Origin of the sequence: Sphaerospermopsis sp. FACHB-1094 (assembly GCF_014696195.1) — a bacterium.
In the GTDB taxonomy this organism is placed as follows: Bacteria; Cyanobacteriota; Cyanobacteriia; order Cyanobacteriales; family Nostocaceae; genus Sphaerospermopsis; species Sphaerospermopsis kisseleviana.
This window is the reverse complement of the sequence record NZ_JACJPT010000002.1, coordinates 1-22,053: the sequence shown is the minus strand read 5'-3', so window position 1 is coordinate 22,053 and position 22,053 is coordinate 1. Positions and strand designations below refer to the sequence as shown.

At 35.9% G+C, this 22,053-nt stretch carries 15 protein-coding genes and 3 pseudogenes; 6 read left to right on the top strand and 12 right to left on the bottom strand.

What is annotated here, in order from left to right; genetic code table 11:
* Nucleotides 1-14: 14 nt before the first annotated feature.
* Complete coding sequence (locus H6F47_RS00710) at nt 15-785, bottom strand: Rpn family recombination-promoting nuclease/putative transposase (RefSeq protein ID WP_096573076.1); 771 nt, start codon at nt 783-785, stop codon at nt 15-17.
* 641 nt (nt 786-1,426) lie between these two features.
* Between H6F47_RS00710 and H6F47_RS00705 the strand changes: the two genes are divergently transcribed.
* Entirely contained in the window at nt 1,427-5,611 is a 4,185-nt protein-coding gene (locus H6F47_RS00705) for a hypothetical protein (protein ID WP_242027294.1), read from the top strand.
* A 72-nt stretch (nt 5,612-5,683) separates the two neighbouring features.
* On the opposite strand, the gene H6F47_RS27655 is transcribed toward H6F47_RS00705, so the two are convergent.
* The 3 genes from H6F47_RS27655 to H6F47_RS00695 form a co-directional block, all read right to left on the bottom strand.
* A complete protein-coding gene (locus tag H6F47_RS27655) occupies nt 5,684-5,905 on the bottom strand; it encodes a C4-dicarboxylate ABC transporter (protein WP_347239055.1) in 222 nt (73 codons plus the stop codon).
* A gap of 133 nt (nt 5,906-6,038) precedes the next feature.
* On the bottom strand, nt 6,039-7,697 hold the full coding sequence (locus H6F47_RS00700) for an IS1634 family transposase (protein ID WP_190647377.1): 1,659 nt from the start codon (nt 7,695-7,697) through the stop codon (nt 6,039-6,041).
* 166 nt (nt 7,698-7,863) lie between these two features.
* Nucleotides 7,864-8,352: a GIY-YIG nuclease family protein gene (locus H6F47_RS00695; RefSeq protein WP_190647298.1), complete on the bottom strand. Its 489-nt coding sequence runs from the start codon at nt 8,350-8,352 to the stop codon at nt 7,864-7,866.
* A 17-nt stretch (nt 8,353-8,369) separates the two neighbouring features.
* Here H6F47_RS00695 and H6F47_RS00690 point away from each other — a divergent pair, with 17 nt between their 5' ends.
* Complete coding sequence (locus H6F47_RS00690; RefSeq protein ID WP_096573079.1) at nt 8,370-8,564, top strand: transposase; 195 nt, start codon at nt 8,370-8,372, stop codon at nt 8,562-8,564.
* Here H6F47_RS00690 and H6F47_RS00685 read toward each other — a convergent pair.
* Nucleotides 8,561-9,591: pseudogene (locus tag H6F47_RS00685) on the bottom strand (transposase). The gene H6F47_RS00690 and the pseudogene H6F47_RS00685 overlap by 4 nt on opposite strands.
* 69 nt (nt 9,592-9,660) lie before the next feature.
* Between H6F47_RS00685 and H6F47_RS00680 the strand changes: the two are divergent.
* Nucleotides 9,661-11,007 (top strand): annotated as a pseudogene (locus H6F47_RS00680) (IS1380 family transposase); the annotation flags it as partial.
* Nucleotides 11,008-11,595: 588 nt separating this feature from the next.
* Here the strand turns inward: H6F47_RS00680 and H6F47_RS00675 are convergent.
* The 4 genes from H6F47_RS00675 to H6F47_RS00660 form a co-directional block, all read right to left on the bottom strand.
* Nucleotides 11,596-11,913, bottom strand: a complete 318-nt coding sequence (locus H6F47_RS00675) for a hypothetical protein (protein WP_096573080.1) — start codon at nt 11,911-11,913, stop codon at nt 11,596-11,598.
* 94 nt (nt 11,914-12,007) lie between these two features.
* Nucleotides 12,008-12,607: a hypothetical protein gene (locus H6F47_RS00670; protein ID WP_096573081.1), complete on the bottom strand. Its 600-nt coding sequence runs from the start codon at nt 12,605-12,607 to the stop codon at nt 12,008-12,010.
* Between the two features lie 27 nt (nt 12,608-12,634).
* Nucleotides 12,635-14,248 (bottom strand): helix-turn-helix domain-containing protein, encoded by a 1,614-nt coding sequence (locus tag H6F47_RS00665; RefSeq protein WP_096573082.1) that lies wholly within the window; start codon nt 14,246-14,248, stop codon nt 12,635-12,637.
* Between the two features lie 581 nt (nt 14,249-14,829).
* Complete coding sequence (locus H6F47_RS00660; protein ID WP_096573083.1) at nt 14,830-16,038, bottom strand: hypothetical protein; 1,209 nt, start codon at nt 16,036-16,038, stop codon at nt 14,830-14,832.
* A 477-nt stretch (nt 16,039-16,515) separates the two neighbouring features.
* Between H6F47_RS00660 and H6F47_RS00655 the strand changes: the two genes are divergently transcribed.
* The 3 genes and pseudogenes from H6F47_RS00655 to H6F47_RS00645 all read left to right on the top strand — a co-directional run bounded on the left by H6F47_RS00655 (nt 16,516) and on the right by H6F47_RS00645 (nt 18,749).
* On the top strand, nt 16,516-16,938 hold the full coding sequence (locus H6F47_RS00655) for a helix-turn-helix transcriptional regulator (protein ID WP_096573084.1): 423 nt from the start codon (nt 16,516-16,518) through the stop codon (nt 16,936-16,938).
* 425 nt (nt 16,939-17,363) lie between these two features.
* Nucleotides 17,364-17,860, top strand: a pseudogene (locus H6F47_RS00650) (transposase).
* 193 nt (nt 17,861-18,053) lie between these two features.
* Entirely contained in the window at nt 18,054-18,749 is a 696-nt protein-coding gene (locus tag H6F47_RS00645; RefSeq protein WP_096573085.1) for a response regulator transcription factor, read from the top strand.
* Here H6F47_RS00645 and H6F47_RS00640 read toward each other — a convergent pair.
* From H6F47_RS00640 to H6F47_RS00630, 3 genes are all read right to left on the bottom strand, one after another.
* Entirely contained in the window at nt 18,738-19,391 is a 654-nt protein-coding gene (locus H6F47_RS00640; RefSeq protein ID WP_096573086.1) for a DUF6753 family protein, read from the bottom strand. The genes H6F47_RS00645 and H6F47_RS00640 overlap by 12 nt on opposite strands.
* A gap of 627 nt (nt 19,392-20,018) precedes the next feature.
* Nucleotides 20,019-20,825 (bottom strand): hypothetical protein, encoded by an 807-nt coding sequence (locus tag H6F47_RS00635; RefSeq protein ID WP_137666486.1) that lies wholly within the window; start codon nt 20,823-20,825, stop codon nt 20,019-20,021.
* On the bottom strand, nt 20,797-21,633 hold the full coding sequence (locus H6F47_RS00630; RefSeq protein WP_347239053.1) for a chromosome partitioning protein ParA: 837 nt from the start codon (nt 21,631-21,633) through the stop codon (nt 20,797-20,799). Before H6F47_RS00630 ends, H6F47_RS00635 begins: the two co-directional genes overlap by 29 nt.
* Nucleotides 21,634-22,053 lie beyond the last annotated feature (420 nt).

Here is a 22,053-nt window from a genome sequence, read left to right as displayed (position 1 = left end):
CCATACAGTTAGGACTAATTCTGTGGAGACTCATTCAGTTGTTGTTGAATTTGTTGGACTTCTTTGAGCGATAAGCCTGTTACACGGGCAACCATCTCAATCGCTAAACCTTCTCTTAGTAAATTATTGGCAATTTCTCTCTGTTTTTTTGCCCCTGCTTCTTCCTGAATCGAACGGTAAATCACAGATTCTTGCATGATGTCTCTCCGCACTAAACTATAAATTACGTCTTGCTCTAATCTTAACCCAGCCAGAATTGCTGAGGCTGCTATCAGATTCGCCTGTATCGCTGGATCTTCAATCTGATCGGCAATTTTAGTTGCCTGGCGTAAGGTCTCTGCTGGATTGGCAGTCTGTCCCAGTGTAGCAAAGGGCAATAGTCCAGGATATTGCAAAAATAGTGAAGCAGGTTGCTCCCACAAACGAATGACATCAAATTCATGGTGTGTGCGTTCCATTGTGAAACTGGTTTGATAAACTAACTCTGAGGTAGTCTGCTTCAGATAAATCACAACTTGCCGCATCGGTTTAGTTGGATCTTTGCGGTACATTCGCACGCGGTAATCCAAAACACGGAATGGAATATTGTTTTTGGGAAGTGTTTGGAACTCGATATGCAAAACAGATTCGTCTGATTCCAGTAAAATTAGGGCATCGGCGCGAATCGGATCGAGGGAGAGTTCAGAGGGTTTGAGTTCTGTCATTGTGACAGACTTCCCTAACAGCCAACTGGCGAAGTCGGCGGAGAAGTGTTCGGCAAGGTATCGGCAGGTATCGTCATACATGGGAGAGATTGTACAACCGATTATACCGATTTGATGTTGAGCAAATATAACGTTTGAGGAAGAATAAGGGCGATCGCTCTTGAGGAAGAATAAGGGCGATCGCCACACCCCCCACCTGCGATAAATATCCAGCTTACTGACAACAACAAAGCTCACAACCATTGATATTACGTTCACAAATAAAAACTACTCACCCTTATTGACAATAAAAAAGGGGTAATTTTCAACTACTCAATAACTCCCCCTCAAGGAACTATCACGAACAGCACCGTAAAGAGCGATCGCCATATCCCCCACTCGTGATAAACATCCAGCTTATTGAGAATAAAAAATCTCAAAACCATTGATATTATGTTCAAAAATAATAACTACTCACCCTTATTGACAATAAAAAAGGGGCAATTTTCGACTACTCATTATGTCCCCCACCTGTGATAATTAACTCCCCCCCTTGTGATAATTGATTTTTGAGTAAACCCTTACCCCATAAAGCTTTCAGGAAATTACAACTCAAATTTAATAAAACCTGCACATTATATAGATATGGCCGGAAAAAAACTACTCAAAACGGGGTTGTATCCTAGTCAGAACATCTATTTCAGCCCTGCGGGGACTACTCACCTGGTTTTGAGTGCGCTGCCATGAAACGTCAATACACCACCAAACGCAATCCTTGTCCTGTCTGTGGCAACCATCACGGTTGCGCTATTCGCTCAGATAACTTAATTGAGTGCTTGCGGAGTTTCAGCCAATATGATGCCCCTGCTGGTTATCGCTTTATCAAGCTCCTGCGTAACGATATGGGCGGTTTATTTGTCCCAGATGATAAAAGTGGTCAAATCCAGGGTGAGCGTCTGTCTTCGCCTCAAAGTCGGGCTGGTAGCAGAAAGATAAACAAGGGGTTGAGTATTGAGGAACGGAACAGGCAAAACCGATTACTTTTAAACTCCACTGTGAGTAGTTTGGGTACTCAACATATCTCCCACCTGCAAACACAACGACAGTTGACTACTCAGGAAATTAACTGGCTCAAAGACTTAGGTTGGGTGAGAAGCTGGGAACCAGGATTATCTGCCCCGGTGGGGGTAACATCTGCTTTGGCTGGGGTGTCACTTGAAGGTAGACTATTGGGGAGAGAAGGAATTGCGATCGCAGCCCTTGACCCCAATTTTCAAATCACCGGTTTTCAAATTGCTACTCTGCAAACCAAACCCAAATACATCTGGTTGAGTAGTTCCAACCAAGGAGGAAACGGACCACATTTACCAAATGGGGAACTACCTCTGTTTTGCTGGAAACACCCAAACAGTAAAAGGGCAAAAGTAGTAATTCTTTGCGAAGGCGCACTCAAGTCTCTACTCACCGCCGTGTTTTTGTGGCGTTCTGGACAAACTGATATTGCCGTCATTGGTACAGCAGTGGCCGCACGCTATGGTAACAAAACCCTCAAAGATTACTTGAAGCGGTTGCGTCCCCAAAAAATTCGCTTGATGCCTGATGCTGGTGCTATACTCAATCCTCATATTGCCCAAGGTAATGAAGATACTCTGCAACAGTGCCGTAAATGCAGATATCATCTCTCTGTGGGTGACTGGGGACAATTGGAAACTAAAGAGCAATTAGACATTGACGAATTACTGGCCGTAGGTCGGCAAGATGAGATTAAACTAATTAGCACGGCTGCTTACCTGAATCGTCATCATATCCATCAGCAAATCAGAAAACTACTCAAACAAGGTTCATTCCAGTTGGTGCAGGATAAGTTGATCACGCTAAAACCTGCTCCCAACTCTACAGACAATTTAGATTTAATTCAGCAGTATGCAAAAGGCGTTGAATACTGCCGTAAAGGTGGATATCAGGTAATGGTGAGTTGGAATAATGAAGCAATACCTTCCCCCTGTCCCCCGCACACTGCTCCCCTACCTCTTTTGACACCAGAAGAGTTTTTCGCTGGATGTTCAGAACAAGTACAACAGTCTCTGGCTCAGATAGACAGAGAATGGGGAATGCTCTACAAACTAAAGCTCTGGTTTGGGCGCATGGTGGAGCGTTATCGTCCCAAAAATGGTTTTGGTCAACAAAATTCGGGAGTATCGGATAGATACGAACCACAGAGGCACAGAGTACACGGAGAAAGAAAAGACAAGGTTAAGAGGTTTGACGCAGCTTTACAAGGTGATGGTGTTTTCAAAGGTGATTTTTCTGTTTCATCCTTTGGGTTAAATGCTGATCATGATGGTTTTAGCAGAATCACGAATAGGAGAACAGAGTACAGGGAAGATGGAAAAACAGAACTTTCCACAGATCAGGGAGTTACAGAACTTCTGGATCAAGATGAGTGTAATTTTCAGATAAACGAACCGCAAAGAACACAAAGGACACGAAGGAAAGAGAGTTTAAGAGATATTGTTCCCAATTCCTTTACATCACAACCTGATGAAAAACAACTGCTTTCGGAAGATGAGCAAGGTTTATCCTCACCCATTGCACCATGCAATGTCATTGAGTACAAACCTGGAAAGTTCGCTAAATATGGCACTTTACAACAACCACCGAAAATTATCTTCAAAAAAGGTCAGCGTTTGCAAGTTTACGCTGAAGCTATTGCAGCCGGGTGGAAACACATTTTAGATAAAAGTCCCACCGGTACATTTAAAAGCCATGATGCAGGAACAGCTTTACCAACAGCTTTGGGAGTAGAAAAGTTATGGTATTTTACCAGTCATGCTCGCAATGTGAGTACAGAAACCATTGAACGCAATTATGAATATCTGGATGTACGTAATTCAGGTATGGTCTGGGACACTACCCCTAACGGGAAACGCTATTTAAGATGGCCTAAACAGGGAGAAACACCAGATACAAAAGGTAATTGCCATCGTAGTCAGATTTTTAATGTTTTACGTAGTAAGAATTTAGACTCTATTGAAGGTGCAGAAAACCCCATCTGTGCTACTTGTCATTTACTAGAAGCTTGTCGTGGTTGTGCAGGTCCCGGTTTTGGACATCGTTTTTTAAGGAAAGAGACTTTCAAGAGCGATCGCATTCGTTCCCATCCCGACAGCGCACCCCAACCAGAAGATTTCGACTGGTCAACTAGCGGTATTTTCTGGGATGAAGTTATGCAAACAGTACAACCAGTTAATACTATCACTGCCAATTTACGGGACATTGATCAAGTAATGGCAGAGTTAATGACTCATTCTCCTGAAATCAGTCTGCAATTACAACCAATGTGGGCAGTTTTAAGAGAATGTATCACAGGAGATATTCAACAACCTTACTACGGTTGGAATGATGCTGGTGTCCGAGGAATGTTGGGTAAAGCACCAGAAAATTTAGATGAAATCATTACAGAAGTAATGCAGATTTTACAACCAGATTTATTACCGATTTTTAACTCTACCAGTAGGTATGGAGTAGATTTAAGTGATTTACCCAAAAAAGTGCGAAAACAGTTTGGTAATCCTATTTCTGAATTAGTGGATAAAATTCAAACAGAAGTAGTAGTTAACTGGTTTGTACCATTTTTACAAGTTTGGAGTAGAAAAATTCCCGGCGCAATGCGGATTGATAATGGTAAGTTGAGCGTGACAACTCGTAATTCACGTCATAGTGCAATTAGTCAATCAACACTATGGAATGTTTACTTAGATGCTACTACAAAACCTGAGTATATAGCTTGGTGGTTTGATATTGAACCAGAAGCAATTTTAACTGTAGAGCAAGAAATAAGGAAACCTAATAATTTACAAATTATCCAAATTACAGGATTAGGACAAGTTTCAAAAAATCGTTCTTCCTACTGTCAAGAAAGAGTCAGCGCACTCCGACAAGAATTATTGTCTCGTCATAGTGATATCAAATTTATTGACTTTGTGAAATGCTGTGAAAATGAAGATGGTGGTTGGTTTAGAGACAGTCGCGGTTCTAATGATTTCCAAGAAATTACAGCTTTAGCTACTTTTGGGATTCCCTATCAGAATATCGGGCATTTAGAAACCTTATATCTGACTTTAAAACCCACTGATGAGCAAGTTAACTATCATAACTGGGATGATGGAAAACTCAATCATAGGAATAGTAATAAACCATTATCTTACTCAAAAATCAATCAAGATTTACAAAAATTTATTGATTGGGTTACGCAATCGGAAATTATCCAAGCTATTGGCAGATTAAGAGTAAATAATCGTCGGGAATCAGAACTTAATTTTTATTTTTGTGCTGATTACGATTTGAGCTTTTTAGAACATGAAATCAAATATATACAAGCAGCAGAAATGACAATTGAAGCTGGTTCTAAAGATGAGAAATCTTGGTGGAAAATTGAAACAGCAGTTAAAGAACTTTGGTTACAGGGACAAAAGATTACTCAACCAGTTGTAGCAGCAGTTTCTGGTATGAGTCAGGGTTATATTTCCAAATTAGCAACTGAGTTTGGAGGAGGTTGGAAACAATGGTTAAAAATATTCCTTTCTCTATTAAATAGTAATAATAGCAAAAGGAATAATTTGGATGATATAAGCGATGTTGTAAAAGAGGAATTGGAAATGACAGATATAGATTTTAGTCTGCAAAATTTCGAGACGAAATCTCATCAGGAAATAGTTAAAACAGTATTTGCGATAGATAAACATTTAGATGATATTGATTGGCAGTATTTTTTAGATGAAATGCCAATTAAATCGCAGTCTAAGATTATCGCTGCTTTACTTTCAATCTTGCCTAAATGTTGGGTTCAGGAATTAATAACCCAAGTTGCTAGTTATGGGGAAGAGCGATCGCTAAGGCTGTACTTTGTGAAGGCAGTGGGTGAATAAAGTAATAAAATCCCCTCCAGTCAGAAAAAAAGGAGGGGTGTATGTTAAATGAAATAATTGCCATCTATGCTATCACGGATGACTTATTGAACCCACATTCCGCACCCTGAACTGGCACAGAGGGAAATTACGTAGAGAAAAAATCAAAGTGAGCATAAAAACAGACATATAAAGTGAAAAAAGGCATTTGAGAAACAGTAAATCACCAAAAAGTTCATCAAAACCTATTCTTAATAAGAAGCAATAAGAATGAACACCACCTGGAGAGGTCAACAGATAAATAAAAGAAGATATTCAAGAGAAAAATGATAAATTAGACTAATATTTCCAGGATAAAAACGAAATTATAGACATAGTAAAATGGAGCAATACATCAAATAGATTAGCTCATTTTCACTCATAGAAATTAAATTAATAGAGATAATAATTAGGTGACTAATTGATAGTAACGTAAACAATCATTTGGTAAAAGACTCAAGATAAAATCTCTGTCCTTATTCCAATTAGAAATATGTTCCTCCTGATTGAGTGTAACCAAATGAATACACTGAAAGCATTGAAAAATCCAGCGTAAAGTAGGACGGGTAGTTGCTTTGCCTAATTGATTTTTAATTGTTGATTTAGACTCTTTTAGAGCATTTCTAATTTGACGTTGAGCCAAAGTATAAACCAGTAGACATAAACCCATAATCATTCCTAGAGACTCTATTCTTTCAGGACTTTTGAGGAAAATACTGTCTGCAAAAAATAATGGGTCTTTGAGAAAACCAAACCCCCGTTCACATGATTGTTGAGCTTTATATTCACTGAGTATGGAATCATTGGTCAGTTCCTGTGAATCTAAAACATTTGTCGCAATAATAAAACGCCCTGCACTCAGCAATTCTGTATTAATTTTACTTTCATCTTCGGAGACTGTCGCTAATATTTGATAGGATATTTCTTCTGGAGAATCTTTTTTGCTAGATTTGACTTGAGTAACCGTAGTTTCGTTAATTTGATGATATTTAAATTGTTTTGATAGTTTGGACAATGCCTTGATAGCATCAGCCTCACAAGCAAATCTCTCTTGTGATAATTTTTTTAAATCTTGCACAGCTTTTGATTCTGCTTTGGTAACTTTTTGTGTGAGCTTACGCAGGTCTGATTCTCTTCTTTCTTGACTTTGTACCACTAGCCATCTCTGTTCTATTCCGGCATAATTTTCTGTTTTTGATGCTAATTTATATCCTGGTATTGTACTATCAATAAATTCTGATTCTGGGATTGTTGAGATTAATGATTTTGCTACTTTTATGCTTAATGGTACTCTACATAACCAACGTAAATCTGACATCATTTTCAGGTTTGATTCTGTATATAAAGCCGAGTCAGCAACTATGAGACTATTAACTTCTAATTGTTTGTGATATTCTACTGCTATTTGACCAAAGCATGATGAATCTGCTTGGTTTCCTGATGCTAGTTTCAAAAATATTGGTATGTCTCCATCTCCTGAACATATCATTTCTATGATGAATTGTTTTAAGTCTGGTCGGTGGTCACGAGAATAACCATAAGTGATGGTTATTTCTTTTGGTGATTTTACTGTTAATTCTTCTAATTCTTGGTTATCTCCTACTTTTTGACTCTCAAATATTACTTCTGGTAAGCTAGTTTTATATTGCCCATGTACGTGCATTGATGATGAATCTAAATGTGATGTTGACAGTGATACTCCAAATTTTTGAGCTGCTTTTACTGCGATGATAAAAAAGATTGTATCCAATCCTTTTATAAATAGTTTATCCATGACTCTCCCCAGTTTATCGTCGTTGAGATATTCTGGTTTTACTCCTGCTCCTATTAGATGTTCACAGGCGATTGTTTCAAAATATTCGGAAAACATATATAACGGTTTGGAGACAAATCCTAACCCGTTTATTATCATGGCTTTTACTACTTGACCCGGACTTACTTTCTCTCCTTTTTCGACTCCTATTAATTCATTTATGATTTCTACTAATCCTATTGAATCTATTATTCCTGCTACTATCCCTAGATGGTCTATGTTCTGAATTTCTATTTCTTGAGGTTTTAATTTCACAACAGTTTCCTCTAATATTTCTGTTGTAATCAATTATTTCTTATTTGGTTATCAATTCATTTTTTTAAGAATGTTTTTGTTACCCAACTTCACTTTCTCACACCATTTCTCTTTTAATGCAACTCCTTCTCATTAAGCCTCTTAAGCTTTAAATTGACTTTAGTTATTATGTACTACTTTGCTGGCTTTTTTGATCTGTGACAGTTGAGGGTGCGGAATGTGGGTTAAAGATAATATCTTCTTCGTCATCATCTTCCTCATCATCATAAGAAATTACACTTTCTTGGTTTTGAATATAATAATCATTATTGTTATGTATATTCATTATTTGAATAACATTATAAATTTCATATTCATATGTGAATTCAAACCATTCACCATAAGCACGGTATTGTTGAAATTTACCATGTAGCTCTTTTTCAATTGTATAAACATTATTTACAGATATAAAATGAATTAGTTCTAAAGGATAAGGGCTTTGTCCTCTATTTAATTCTTTTAATCTCTCTTCCGGGTGTCTTACAGTTCGTCCTATTTTATATCTATTTGTTCCTATACTATGAATTAAATAAACGTATCCTGGTTTCCCCGGATTTCTCACAAAGAAAATAAAAAAAGAGGTCAAAAACTGCGAAAATGTATATTTAGAAAGCATTTCAGCAGTTATAAAGTATGACCCCACTAACAACAGATAGTACACCAAAACAGTTCAAGTTTGAAAGAGAAAAATCAAGACCAATAGTAGTGAATTTCCAGGGTGGTAAAGTAACATCGGATGCAGGTTTAAGTTTAATTGCGGAAATAGACCGAAAATTGCAAATAACTAGGACTTACGCATTGACAAAAAATATCATCTATGTAGTCTAGATAATGACATCCTTGCGAAGGTTGGCAAAAATATGCTCATGGACAACAGAAGTAAACAGATTCCTCTGTACTTCATACCAATTGCTAATTATATTTTCAGAGCGCATAAACTCCAATTTCACAAATGCTTGAAGTGAACAAAATATGTGAGTTTTGATTGCACAGGTATCTCTAACCATGAACCGACAAATTCCACACACTTGTTTTATGGCACGATGAAAGGTTTCAATACCCCAATGAGTATCATGAATTGTGACGAAGGTACTTCTGGTTATGTCTTGAATTTTCTCCTCATCTGGCAGATATAAAATATAATGTCTAGAGTCTTCTTTTTTAAAGTCTTTCCTAAACAACTTTATAAATCCAAATTCTTTCAGATGAGTTCTTAATCCTTCTTCAGGAATATCCAAAGTGCCTACTTGGCAATACTTGTGCGGCTCATTTGAAACAGTTCTATTCTATTTTTTTCAATTCCGAATAGGAAACCCAATTTCTGGTTTTTTAGAAATTTTAAGTTTTCTACTCCTGAGTACCAACTATCTCCTGTTACCATTCTGGGTTTGACTCCCCAGCTTATTATTTCACTTACCATTTCTCTAAAATAATCGTTTTTTGTTTTTCCCTCCTTTTTATCATATATTCTATAATTTATTGGCACTGAATTACCATTAATATCGCTGTAATATAGAGTGATTAAATTTAAGCCAATAATAGTTTTATGGGCTTTCCCTGACCAAAAATAACTGATTAATTCCGCATTTTTAGGGTCGCTGTAAATCTTTTCTATGACTGTATCATCTACACTTAATATCCCCCCTACCAGGTTGATAATTTTCTCTATTATGCTGAATAAATCTTTTGGTTCGTATCTCTCTCTCAATAAAAAGCGATTGACACTATCATGTGAAACATCTCCCAATATCTCGGCTAACCTACTGCACCCTCCATACTTTGGCTCTGACAGTAAAAATAAGGTGTAGATGTCTAGATTGCATTGTGCTGTCGAGGGTTTAGTAATTTCTCTCATTCTCTCATACCCATTACTAGACGACCCTTATTTATCAATGCACTATTTTGTTATTCTGTCAATGCGTAAGTCCTAATAACATCACGATTAGCTAAATGTTTCCAAGACTACAGAAAGCCAAATAAGACATTACATCCCATAGAAAGCTTATTAACACAACGAATATATGGCTTAATAATGGGATATGAAGACTTAAATGACCATGAAGAATTACGTCATGATCCAATGTTCGCACTGGCATTAGGAAAAAGCATTGGTCAAGAGAATGAACCATGTACATTGGCAGGAAAGAGTACATTAAATCGGATAGAACATTGTCCTGAAAATTTAGAACAAGGAGCAGAAAGTCGCTACCATAAAATTAGTCATTCTCAAGAAGAGATTGAGAAATTATTTGTAGACATATTTTTAGAATCTTATTCATCACCACCAAGACAAATAATCTTAGATTTGGATGTAACTGATGATTTAGTGCATGGGAATCAAGAACAAGTATTTTTCAATACTTATTATGGAGGATATTGCTATGCACCACTTTATATTTTCTGTGGAAAACATTTATTAGCAGCTAAACTTAGGGCTGCCAATGTAGACCCAGTAGAGGGAGCATTATCAGAATTACAGAGAGTCATTAAACAAATACGTGCAGAATGGAATAATGTAGAGATTTTAGTTCGTGGAGATAGCGCCTATTCCCGAGAAGATATTATGGAATGGTGTGAGTCTCAAATCAAAGTAGATTATGTATTTGGGTTGCCGGAAAACAGTCGTTTAATAAAGATGACCACTCTAACTCAAAGTAAAGCCAAGCAAGAGTTTGAGCAAAAGCTATCCACGGTAGTTTCCTTTTTAGAAACTCTATTTGTTCCAGATATTGAACTTCCTGAACTGGCATCAAATCTGATAGAAAACTCAACTTGGTATAAAACTATTGACTATCAAACCCATAAATCTTGGAGTCGTAGTCGTCGTGTAGTAACTAAAGTTGAGTATGGGGCAAAGGGAACTAATATCCGTTTTGTTGTTACCTCAATTCCTACTAATAAGATGCCTCCAAGTGAAGTTTATACCCAGAAATATTGTCCTAGAGGTGAGATGGAAAATCGTTTTAAAGAACAACAATTAGAACTATTTAGCGATAGAACCAGTACCCATACATTTGCTGGTAATCAACTACGTTTGTGGTTCTCTTCCATAGCTTATGTTTTAATGAATGCTTTGCGAAATAAATGTTTAGTTAAAACTGAATTACAGAATGCTCAAGTTGGGACTATCCGTACCAAATTGTTGAAGTTAGGAGCTTTGATTACTGTGAGTACCCGGCGAGTTTTAATTGCAATTAATAGTTCTTGTCCCTATCAGCATATTTATGCTACTGCTTACCGTTGTTTGCAGTTGTTACCAAATCCTGGTTAATTCTTTTGTGACGATTATTACTCTCATTTTTAGCTTTAATTTAGGGTGGGGATAAAAGTTTTTTTCTTAACTCTTTTTTGTCATGTCTAATTTTAATACTCAATTATTTATATCAGTATATTTTACCTGAATACTTCTTGATATTTAACAAAATCTATCAAATCTATACTTAGGAGATTTCCTTTTTTCATCTTCCCTACTTATGTAGCAAATAAACTTCCTTTGTTTTGCTCTTTATGAATGTTTTTTTTGGCTTGTGAGAAATCCGGGTTTCATGCTTTCTGCCTTCACAAGTAATTTTATTAATTAAACCAGACTATTTTAGTTTTTATCATAAACCTTTAAATTCAATATATATACCGTAAATATACTTAAAAAACTAACAAAAAACTGCCCCACCCTTGATCTGATTGTATCCCTTACAAAATCGGATGTATTATCGTAAAGGATGCACGTTTGTAGTATGCTCTAAACTCTTGCTCAAAGGGTTATAATACACAAAGGGAAGAGAGTTTTTGGTGTGGTTATGTTTATTTTTTCAAAATTGGGATGCTTGCATTTGACCTTTATTTCTAAATCTCCCCTCAATCATATTCTGCCACTAACTCCCCTTTCATTAATGCCATAAATATGATGAATTAAATGAGGATACTTTTCTCTAGCCATTTTACTTGCTACCTCTTGATCCTGATCAATAAAATAATCACCGCTATCAGGTTCAATAGCAATGTACCAACCATAGTATTTATCGAGTATTTCTGGTTTTAAACGCTCAAAAATCACCCAACAACGATCTGAAAATGCCTTTCTTCTCGCTCTATCTTGGGCTTTTTGTTCTTCTGTCCATTGAATTTCAGGAAATACTCTTCCACGTCTCACAATTCTCTCTGATGGACTTTGTGCCATATTTTTTACCTCAATATAATTATTGTCTTTACACTATTATAAAACATCCTCATTATTTTAGAGCGTGGAGTGCAGCACCGGAGGAGATTAATTTTCAACCCCCAACACCTTGACACAAAATACCTAAAATCTTGTTTAACTCCTTAATATAATAATTGTTCAAATCAATAAAAATCTCTGTCCCTACCAACTTTAAAAACTTCCAAATATCTCCAGTTGTCACAGCACCATAAACAGTTTTAATTTCATTACCTTCCTGTTCATTAAACAACTGTGCTGCTAACATTGCTGCTGCACATTGACCCAAACCACCTTTAATATTTTCATTTTTAGCTTCTACAATAATTACCACAGGAGCATTAATTGTTAACTGTTCCCTAGAACGACTGATAACAAAATCACAATAACCATTTAAACCTTTCTCAACATCAACATTAAAATCTGTACCAGAAAATAAACTAATTTGATAATTAGCCTTACGCCTAACTTCTAATAAAATTGGCGTAATAATCATTTCTGAGCGTGCTTTTTCTGTATTTATTGCTAACGCAAGTTCCGTAGTTTCTTCCAAAGTGCTGGTTAACTTTTCACTGATTTCTATAGGTTCTACAGCGGCAAATAAATCAATTTCTTCCTTAATTGTAATATGAAAATTATTCCTAAACTTAGTTAAGCTAAAATCGCTATAAGCCATTGCTATTACCTCATGATTTTCAACAGCTTATCCAAAATTTAAAACCTCTTTAATTATAGCAGTATACTTTTCAGGAATAGGTGCATCTTTACCTTTAGTCTCAATATCCCTGACCCAGCTTTGACTCATACCTACAGCATGAGCAAAATCTCTTTGACTCATTTTTTTAGCTGTTCTCATTTGTTTAACCAAGCTGCCAGTTATTTCCTTGATAACAGGTATATTCTTAACTGTTACTTTACCATTATTTACTCCCAAAGTTTCAGCTACGGTAGAATTATTTATGACAACATCAACCTGACTTTGTGTTTTTACACCAGCTTTATTAGATTTTGTGTGAAATTTTGTATTTTTTTGATTTTTTACTGATTTATTATTATTTATCTGTGAAGAAGGTAACTTAAAACTTAACTTAGCAGGTAATAAAATATTTTGAATATAATTATCTGGTAACTTCTTCTTTCCCAGTAACTTTTGATTTCTTTCTTGAGGTGATAAATGAGCTAATTCTTCTGGTATCGCCCACACAGGTCTTAACCATAATGGATAGGTTTCATCATCAAATTCAATCGTCATATTAACCTTATCTTTTAACAGTAATAAAGCTTCTTCTAAATCTTCTTTTAATCGCCAACCATAGCGATAATCATTCACTAATTTCTCAATTTGATTAGCTGGTAATATATTGGCCAATAAATTCCGAACTGTATAAATTCCATTTTTGCAAGTGCCATTATTTTGAATAATGTACAAAGCTAAATTGAAAGCTAGTTTATGTTGATGAGTATCTAAATCAAAAACTTCTTTGGGAATAAACCCACATTGATAAAGTGCAGTTTTTGCTTTTTCTCCTTCAGCATTGAGAAAATTATAAGTCCAAAGTCCAGGCTGTACACGAATTATCACCTCTAATAAATCTTCTGGTTCTTGAAATAAATTTGGCTGGCTATATTCCTGTACACTCACCATCCACAGTAAACAACGTTCTTTAATACAAAGATTTAAATCGCCTTCGTACCACTGAATAACTGCTCCCAAAGTACCAACAACCATAGCCAAATCTGCTATAGCTTTGAGTTTTTGTGATTTACTTAACTTTTTACTTTTATATATTTGCAGCGTCTTAATTAGTTCTGAACCACGCAGGATAAAAGGTTCTTTCCAAGGTTCTTGTTGTTGTGCAGCATAAGTAGCAAATACTGCGTGTAATCTAGCAGCCATTACACCGTACTTTTCCAGGATTTGGTGTTCTGCACTGTCTAAAATATATTGAGGTTGATGTGCTTGTTGGTGAAGTATGTAGAACTCAATATAACGACCTTTACCAAATTCTTTTGAGAAGTAAAGTTTGCCATCACTATACTTATTCCAATCAGGTTGTTTAAGGTATGCTTGGGTAGCACTAATAATTGGCGCACCTGTTGCTGTCATTTCGTAGTTATTGTTTATAAATAGCGGTTGTTCTGTGAAAGGAAGGTTTTTAGCTTTTCTGAGTCGCTTAGTTGTTGTTGGTATTTGTGGATTAGCAATAGTGGCAGTTCCAGTTTTGCGTGTAGCATCTGGTGAGTAAGGGATTGCTAATTGATAGCCTGATAATTCAGGGTTTGGATACCTTCTCTTATTCTCTCCTACTGATACCAAAACTGTCCTCCCCCAAATTACCAAAAGTTGACATGATTAGAAGTTACATTTCGCTGTTAATACTGAAAATACTGTTGAAACTTACTTATCAATTGATAATTGACAATTAACAATTGATAATTAATTGTTTCATTCAAGAGTTCAAACCTTTCCTTTCAAAGAGAAAAATCAAAATTTCTTATTCTTAACCTTTCTTAATTTCAGAAAGAAATAATTCTAAAAAGTTAATTGTTTATTGTTTATGATTGAAAATCATATAATTTCATTTTTATTGATTAACAAATTCCATTTTTTAAAACTTTTTATTTAAAAAGTGTTTTAACAATTGAGATCATTCAAACTTTGAAAAAAATAAACACAGCCACACCAAAAACTCTCCCAATTTCCTCTTCCTCTGCGTTCTCTGCGCCTCTGCGGTTCGTGCATCTGAAAAAAGGATGAGTGTGAAAAACCTCAGCATTTAACCGTTATTGATTAATGCTATTTAAAATATAATTACCCCTCAAAATTTCAAAAATTTCTAATTCTGCCTTCACTTTTACCCTAAATGATATTATCCAGTGATTACCAAATCCTGAATATCAAGCAACTTCTGAAACTACAGTACCCACGAAATTTTCATCAATATCTGTATCTTGATTTTCATTTTCGTGTGAAAGCTTTTCTTCTACCAGTTTTGTCAACCAGTCCATAACAGTTAACCCTGAATCTTTAGCAGCATCTTGCAGCAGAGGTTGTAAATGTGCTGGAAGTTGTAAATTCACGTTAAAAGTTTCTCGTAATGGGATGACATTTTTTCTGACTTGAGAAGATTCTCCAAAGCGGTAAGTCCAGTATTCGCATTCTGCACCACGTTGGTTGCCGTCTTTCTCAACAAAACTCAATTTACCCAGGCGATCGCAATAAAAACTTTGTGGATCATCCTTTACCGAATCCCGACTACAATACATACAATTCCAGCAACTACGGTTTACTGACTGCTGAGAATCATTAGTTGATTGCTTTTGCTTGTCAAAAGAGTAACTTTTTCTAGATTTATTCCCTGAATTTTCACGGTGGTACTCTCTAACAATTTGGGCAACATGACCAGATGTGACTTTTCCACCGGGTGCTGTAGAAACTGCTTTAGCCCAAACTTCTCGCTGTTCGTCTGGGGATAGAGTTGTTAAAGGTCTAACTTGGCGTTCGTTTGTCGGCAGAATTTTAATTTGTGATCCACGGGTCACATTTTCGGAAGTTTGTGATCCACAAGTAGCATCCTCAGAGTTTTGTGATCCACGGGTCACATTTTCGGAAGTTTGTGATCCACAGGTAGCATCCTCAGAATTTTGTGATCCATGGGTCACATTTTCAGAAGTTTGTGATCCACGTCTCAGATTTTCATAAACCGATGCACCTTGTATCAAGCGATAAGCAGAACGACGGGAGAATTCCCAACGGTTGAGACAATATTCCTCAAAGGTTTTATAGTTTTGGCGATAAAGTCGTTTGTCTCGAATTTGATCCAAAGACTGGCCTACTTCCCAAAATCCTCTTAAACCCTTTTCAATTTTCTTTTCTAATCTATCTAGTTCTAAAGCTTCAGCCTCATTTAGCTGATTTTCTATCTTTGATACGCTTTGACTATCAGCTTGATTTTGTTCAGAGTCAGTCTCTAACCCCATTGGATCACTTTTGTCTTCCAGGAGAAGATTTCTTGTATTCTCAAATACGGTAAAATCAGAAGATGACCTGGTTTGGTTTCCCCCCCCATTCACAGGATCTCGCCTAGATTCCGTCATATAGGCCATAACTTCGCTTTCCTAGTGATGACACCTTGTTTGTTGACGGATGCTTAGTCAAGTAGATTTTTTAACTTTGCACCGTGCAATTAAAATTTTTGCACAATGCCATCTAGACTGGCATATTATTTATAATTTCTTAACAATTCCCTGCCAATGTGATCCAAAATGTTTCTTGGTTTGTGGTAGATAGTTGATAGAGAATTTTCCTCAAACTCTTGTAAAGGAAAGAGGTTTAGTCTTCAATTAGTGAATAAAATAAATTAGCAAGCCTCACCCACTTTGAGTATTGCTAAACGCTTATATAAAATTAAGCAAAGTTGGCATCGCAAATGTACTAAATCAGCCCAAAAATCTGATGAAGTAGATACTTTCAATCCAATTTCAGGGTTAAACATCAATATTTAAAGTTGCCAACGTTATCATAATAAATATAAAGTGGAATAATAAGTAAAGTTTATAACTGGTAGAACCAGGTTTTCTACTATGCAAGAACGTCAAAAACGACTAGCAGAATTAATTGAACATTTATTAGAAGAAGGTTGGACTCAGAAAAAGTTAGCTGAAAGAATAGGTGTTGATACTACAACCGTGTATAGATGGTTAAAAGCGAAAGTTGTTCCTGAAGCTGACTCTAAAAACTTTTTGCGTTTGGCAAAAGTGAGTGGTGGTGATAGTGAATCTTTACAAGAGTATTTGGACGGTCATATATCTTTATCTGCCTATCGTCAGCGTTGGGAAAATAGCCCATTGAATTATGCTAACAGTTTTAAAAGCCGCCCTGTTGAAGAAATTAAACAGGAAGTTTTAGAACAAATTATTCTGCTTGAGCCAGCAGACATTTTAGATGTCATATCTAGAAGTGCGACCCTTTTGGCAGAAAAAAAATTAGTAGCAGAAAGAGCATGATTATAGGACTTACGCACTGTACAAATTCACCATGATGTGCATGAACGAAAATCCGTCGTTTCAGGCTTTTGTCGATTAACTTCCGATCAATAGCGATCACTCAAAAATCATTAAAAAATCACGTTAAAAAGCCTGAAATCCGTACCTCATATTTGGTTGATCCTGTCAATGCGTAAGTCCTAGATTAATATATGTTATGCCTACAATTTTTAATTTGACTTCTGTCAAAAGGTATAAAAATATTAAAAAATGCAGTTGAGTTTGCATCTTTATTCATAAAAATCTATCTTTAGACTTATATGAATGAAAATAATAAAAAATTTTAGAGTCTCACTTCTTAGAGGATGTCTGAGAAGTAAGAAAGCCCACGTAACGGTATCCTGTCAGTAGAAAAAACACGTAAGTATGACAGCGTTACGAGAGCTATGAATGCATCCTACCCAAGTAATTTGACTTCTCAACAGTGGGAACTGTTATCAGGGTTAATTCTAGAAGCTAAAAAAGGAGGTAGAAAACGTAGTGTTGATATGGAAGCAGTGGTAAATGCCATACTTTACATCCTGTCTGCAGGTTGTGCATGGCGAATGCTGCCTCACGACTGCCCGAAATGGAAAACTGTTTACCACTATTTTCGGCAGTGGAGAAAAGATGGGACATGGGAGAAAATCCATGAGCGTCTGCGTTTATGGGTGCGTGTGAGCATTGGGTTATGGATGTTTATTGTTTGCTGTGCAGTGTTGTCACACGACACGAAGAACAAAAAGGATTTGTTGTACTGCCCAAACGTTGGCTTGTGGAAAGAACTTTTGGTTGGTTTAACTCGTGTCGAAGACTGAGTAAGGACTATGAGATTTTACCTGAAACAACAGAGGCTTTTATTTATGTAGCTATGATTCGTTTAATGTTGAAGCAATTGGCGTAATCAAAATCACTTTCTCAAAACTTTTCAGACATCCTCTAAGAAAATTTGCTATGCACATATTATGCAAATATTAAGAAAATCTTAAAGTATTATATCTGTCATCTGTTTAACTTACAAGATAAGTTACCATATCTAAATATCATCATTAATACTGCCAAATCAGAAGAAACCGCAAACATAGTAGGTAAACAACATGATAAAAACAGTAATTATCGATGACCATGAATTGAGTCGATATGGTATCAAAATGTTACTCTCTGCTGCTCCTGATATAGAGATTTGTGGAGAAGCCCAAACAGCATCAGAAGGATTAAAAATCATTGACATTCACAAACCACATATAGCTCTTGTGAATTCGACTTTGGCAAACGGTGCTGGTGTGGAAGTTACTAGGCAAATTAAACAAGAAGCATCAAATACTAAAGTCGTGATTTTTAATGCCCAAGCCACAGAAGTCTGTGTTAGAGAAGCTTTTGTTGCTGGTGCGAATTCATATTGTACGACAATGATAGCCAAAGAAAAGTTAGCAGAAGCTATTTATGTTACGTACAAAGAAGAACATTGGTTAGATTCTGCGATCGCTAAAATATTAATTCAAAATTTACACCCTCAAACTATGGCAGTTCTTCCCAGTATGAAAAAGAAACGAGTTTTCCACCAATATTCACTTAGTTCTAGGGAATTAGAGATTTTGCAGATGATTGCTATTGGTGATAGAAACAATCAAATTGCCAACAAACTTTTTTTGAGTGTAGGTACTGTGAGGTCTCATGTCCATCGCATCCTAACTAAACTCGATTGTCAAAATCGCGCTCAAGCTGCTACGAAAGCAATTGTAGAGGGACTGATAGATAGTCCAGAAACGAATCAAATCAGTTTAACGGCTTGATTTTGATTTTTGATTTAATTGGTCTAGATAACGTTGTCTTTCTTCGTTATTCACAACCCAGACCATACATCTGCCTTTTAATTGAGCTTTTTTTGCTCGACAAACACTCAGGTCAAAATCGTTCCACTTCATAATTTGACGAGCAAATTCTCCGTCTTTTGACTTAGCCCAATTCAGAATTTCCTGTTCTTCCACGGTCAAGCGAACTGGTTCTGTTAACCCTCTACCTCTCCAAAGGAAAAATATATTACCAGTCAGCATAACAATACCAAACAAACCAGATAATACCAGACCAGTGGCTATTAAAGGATTAAAGACGGATCTAGATTTTTTCTGTTCTGCTTTGCTTAACAAGGTTGATATTGCTTTGGCGATCGCGCTTTTTTGTTGAACAATGGCTACACTTGATGCTTTATCAAGTTTGTCATCTATTTCTGTTGTCCAACCCTCTACTACAGTGTTAAGTTTTCCTGGTATGTCTTCCATTAAGACCTCAAATTTACCCAGGGAACTTAACACCAAAAACAACGGATCTTTAGGATTGATACCAGAACGTCTAACTACATCTAGAACTTTCTGTTTAAAATGGTCTGACTGTCCTGCTAATGTTGTATCTAAAGTAGATTCTACAGATGTATTCATAAGCTAATGTTCGTTTTTAGATATAAGGTATCGGGTTTTTATACTAGTTAGCGAAAATAGGGCAACATATAAAAATTAATTGATAATTTTGATTAATAATATACATAATGCTTGTTGGATTTGTAATTGACTAATATAAAATATTTCGGTTTTCAAAAAACTTTGAAAATTAACTTGGATTAGGACTTATATCAATTCTGTATGATAGCGTAGCGTGTCATAGCCATAGATGTGCTGAATTAAAATAAACGAACCACAGAGGCACAGAGAAGCCAGTGCGTTGGGCGGGTTTCCCGACTTGTTAGCGTTCGCGCAGCGTGCAGTAGGCATAGCTCCTCTGAAAGAGGCAGCAACTGGCGCTACACAGAGAGAAAAGCTCAATCTAAAATTTGGCGCAGCCTCACAAAGAAATGGTATTACGTACAAGTCATGGAATAATGAATCATGAAGACATGAAGACATGAAGACACGAACGAAATAGAGTTTGAGAGATATTTTGCGTAAGTCCTGTTTTTTAAACATTTTGAGTCTCAATTTGTTATGATTCTAAATCTTTAATATTGATCAACAGATTCAATCCTTGAAACATAACTTGGTACAGTCTGTTTGTAATATTGAAACTAAAAATTAAAAATCGCCATTTAATTGATTTGATAAATCCAATGACGATGTAATGTTTAATAAACCCAATAATTCCTCAATATGTTTATTCTTGCTAATTTGCTCACTAAATTCTTCCATCCAGTTAAACACACGAGAACGGTTCATAAAATCTATCTCGTAATTTTGCACTGCATAACTATAAGGTGAATCCAAAGATTCTACTAATTCATAACTATCCCTCCATAACCTCCCCAAATACAATTCATTACCTCCATTTGCTTGGATATGCTGTTGGATATCAGAACCGTCATAGTAAGGAAATTCATCACCAAAATACAGATTTTTGATAATGATGTAATCCGCTTTATCGCCATAACAATTAAAAAGTTCTTGCAAATATTCTGTGCAATCTCGACGATATGATATTGGATGCACAAATGTAATGCGATAACCTAATTGTGCAATGGCATCCCACAGCATAACTTCTTGTGCAAATTGTCGGAACTCTTCAAAATTTTGTCCTGGTAAGTCACTCAAAGCTACTTGGACATCAGAAAAAGTTTCTAAATCAATTAATAATTGGTCTGCACCACCTTGGGTTAATGGCAATTGAGCAATAGGTAATAATAGCTGATAAGCATATAACTTATTGCGATTACCACTGTAATAAACTCTGAGATTTAGTTTTGATTCTAGATAAAGTTCAATCAACAATCGTGCTATAGTTGACTTACCTACCCTAGCATCACCAACTGTCATCACCAGTCGTTTAGGATTGGGGATAATCCTTGAATTATTTTGGTTATGCTGCTTGATCTGTGACGACTGCATTCTCTTTTATCCCCAATAATTGATTAGCAGTTAACACGCTTTGTTCAAACTCCTTCAACCAAGCTGAAACACGAGATTTGATGACAATGTTGGCTTCTTTATCCTCTAAAACTTGACCAAAAGTTAAGTTTTTCTCATCAATATAGTCATAGGGTTTGAAAAACAAATCTGGCATTTTAATTTCTACTGCACCAGTAGCTAAAAGTTTAGTCCGAGTATCGGAACTATCGTAGCGTTCAAATTTATCAGCTTCACCGTGAAAAAGATTTTTTACAACTACATAATCAACGCGATCGCCACAGTATTTGTGAAGAATTCGTAATATATTCACTGAGTCTTTTACCCTAGATAGTACACTCACCATTGTGACTCTGTATCCCAAGCCTTTGACAGCATCAAATACACCCAAGTCTTTCTCGAAATTCTCAAAAAACAGACCTGATTGGGCTGGTAAATCTACTAATACCAGTGGGGGAAGTTCTTTTTCTAAGTCTATTAGTAAGTCATCTGCACCACCTCTTGTAAAAATATCAAGTAGCTTTACTCCAGGTTGTGCTGAGTCGTAATGTCTATACAATTGGGCATTACGATGATCTGAGTCATAAGCTAAATACTTTAACTGTTTGTTGAGATATAAATGTAGTAATCCCCTTGCAAATGTGGATTTACCTACACCTCCTTTATCTCCTGTGATAATTACTATTCTTCCTGTTGGATCAGTTTGATTTTCTACTGTTTGATTATCTGTTGTTGCCTGTTGATTTTGTGTAGTGTCTTCATTTGATTGATTCTGTTCGTTTTCATTCACGGTTCTGAGTTTCCTTTTTCTAGTCATAAGTTAAGCTTTCAGTTGCTTAAATTCGCAAATGATTCAAAGTAAAAATAAATTTGCTGATCAATTTAGTTCAGTAGTTAATTTGAATTGTAAGTTTTATTTTGACTAATATTTATTGATTAATAACCTATCATTTGATGTAAACTTGATAGGCTTTTTGATATAATTTACTGTCGGTTATAGTTTTAATTTAATCGTAATGCTACTTCTTGGCTAGGTAATTAAGGTATTATCTAATTGCTTTTGTGGGTTAATTATAGCCAGTAATTTATGTAAATATGAAGTACAAAAGCAGAAGTGTTGAATGTTAAGAAATCTGTGATAAAAATAGCCCAAAATATATTAAAATTTGAGCAAGCTATATCAAAATATTGATTTGATCATGATTATAAA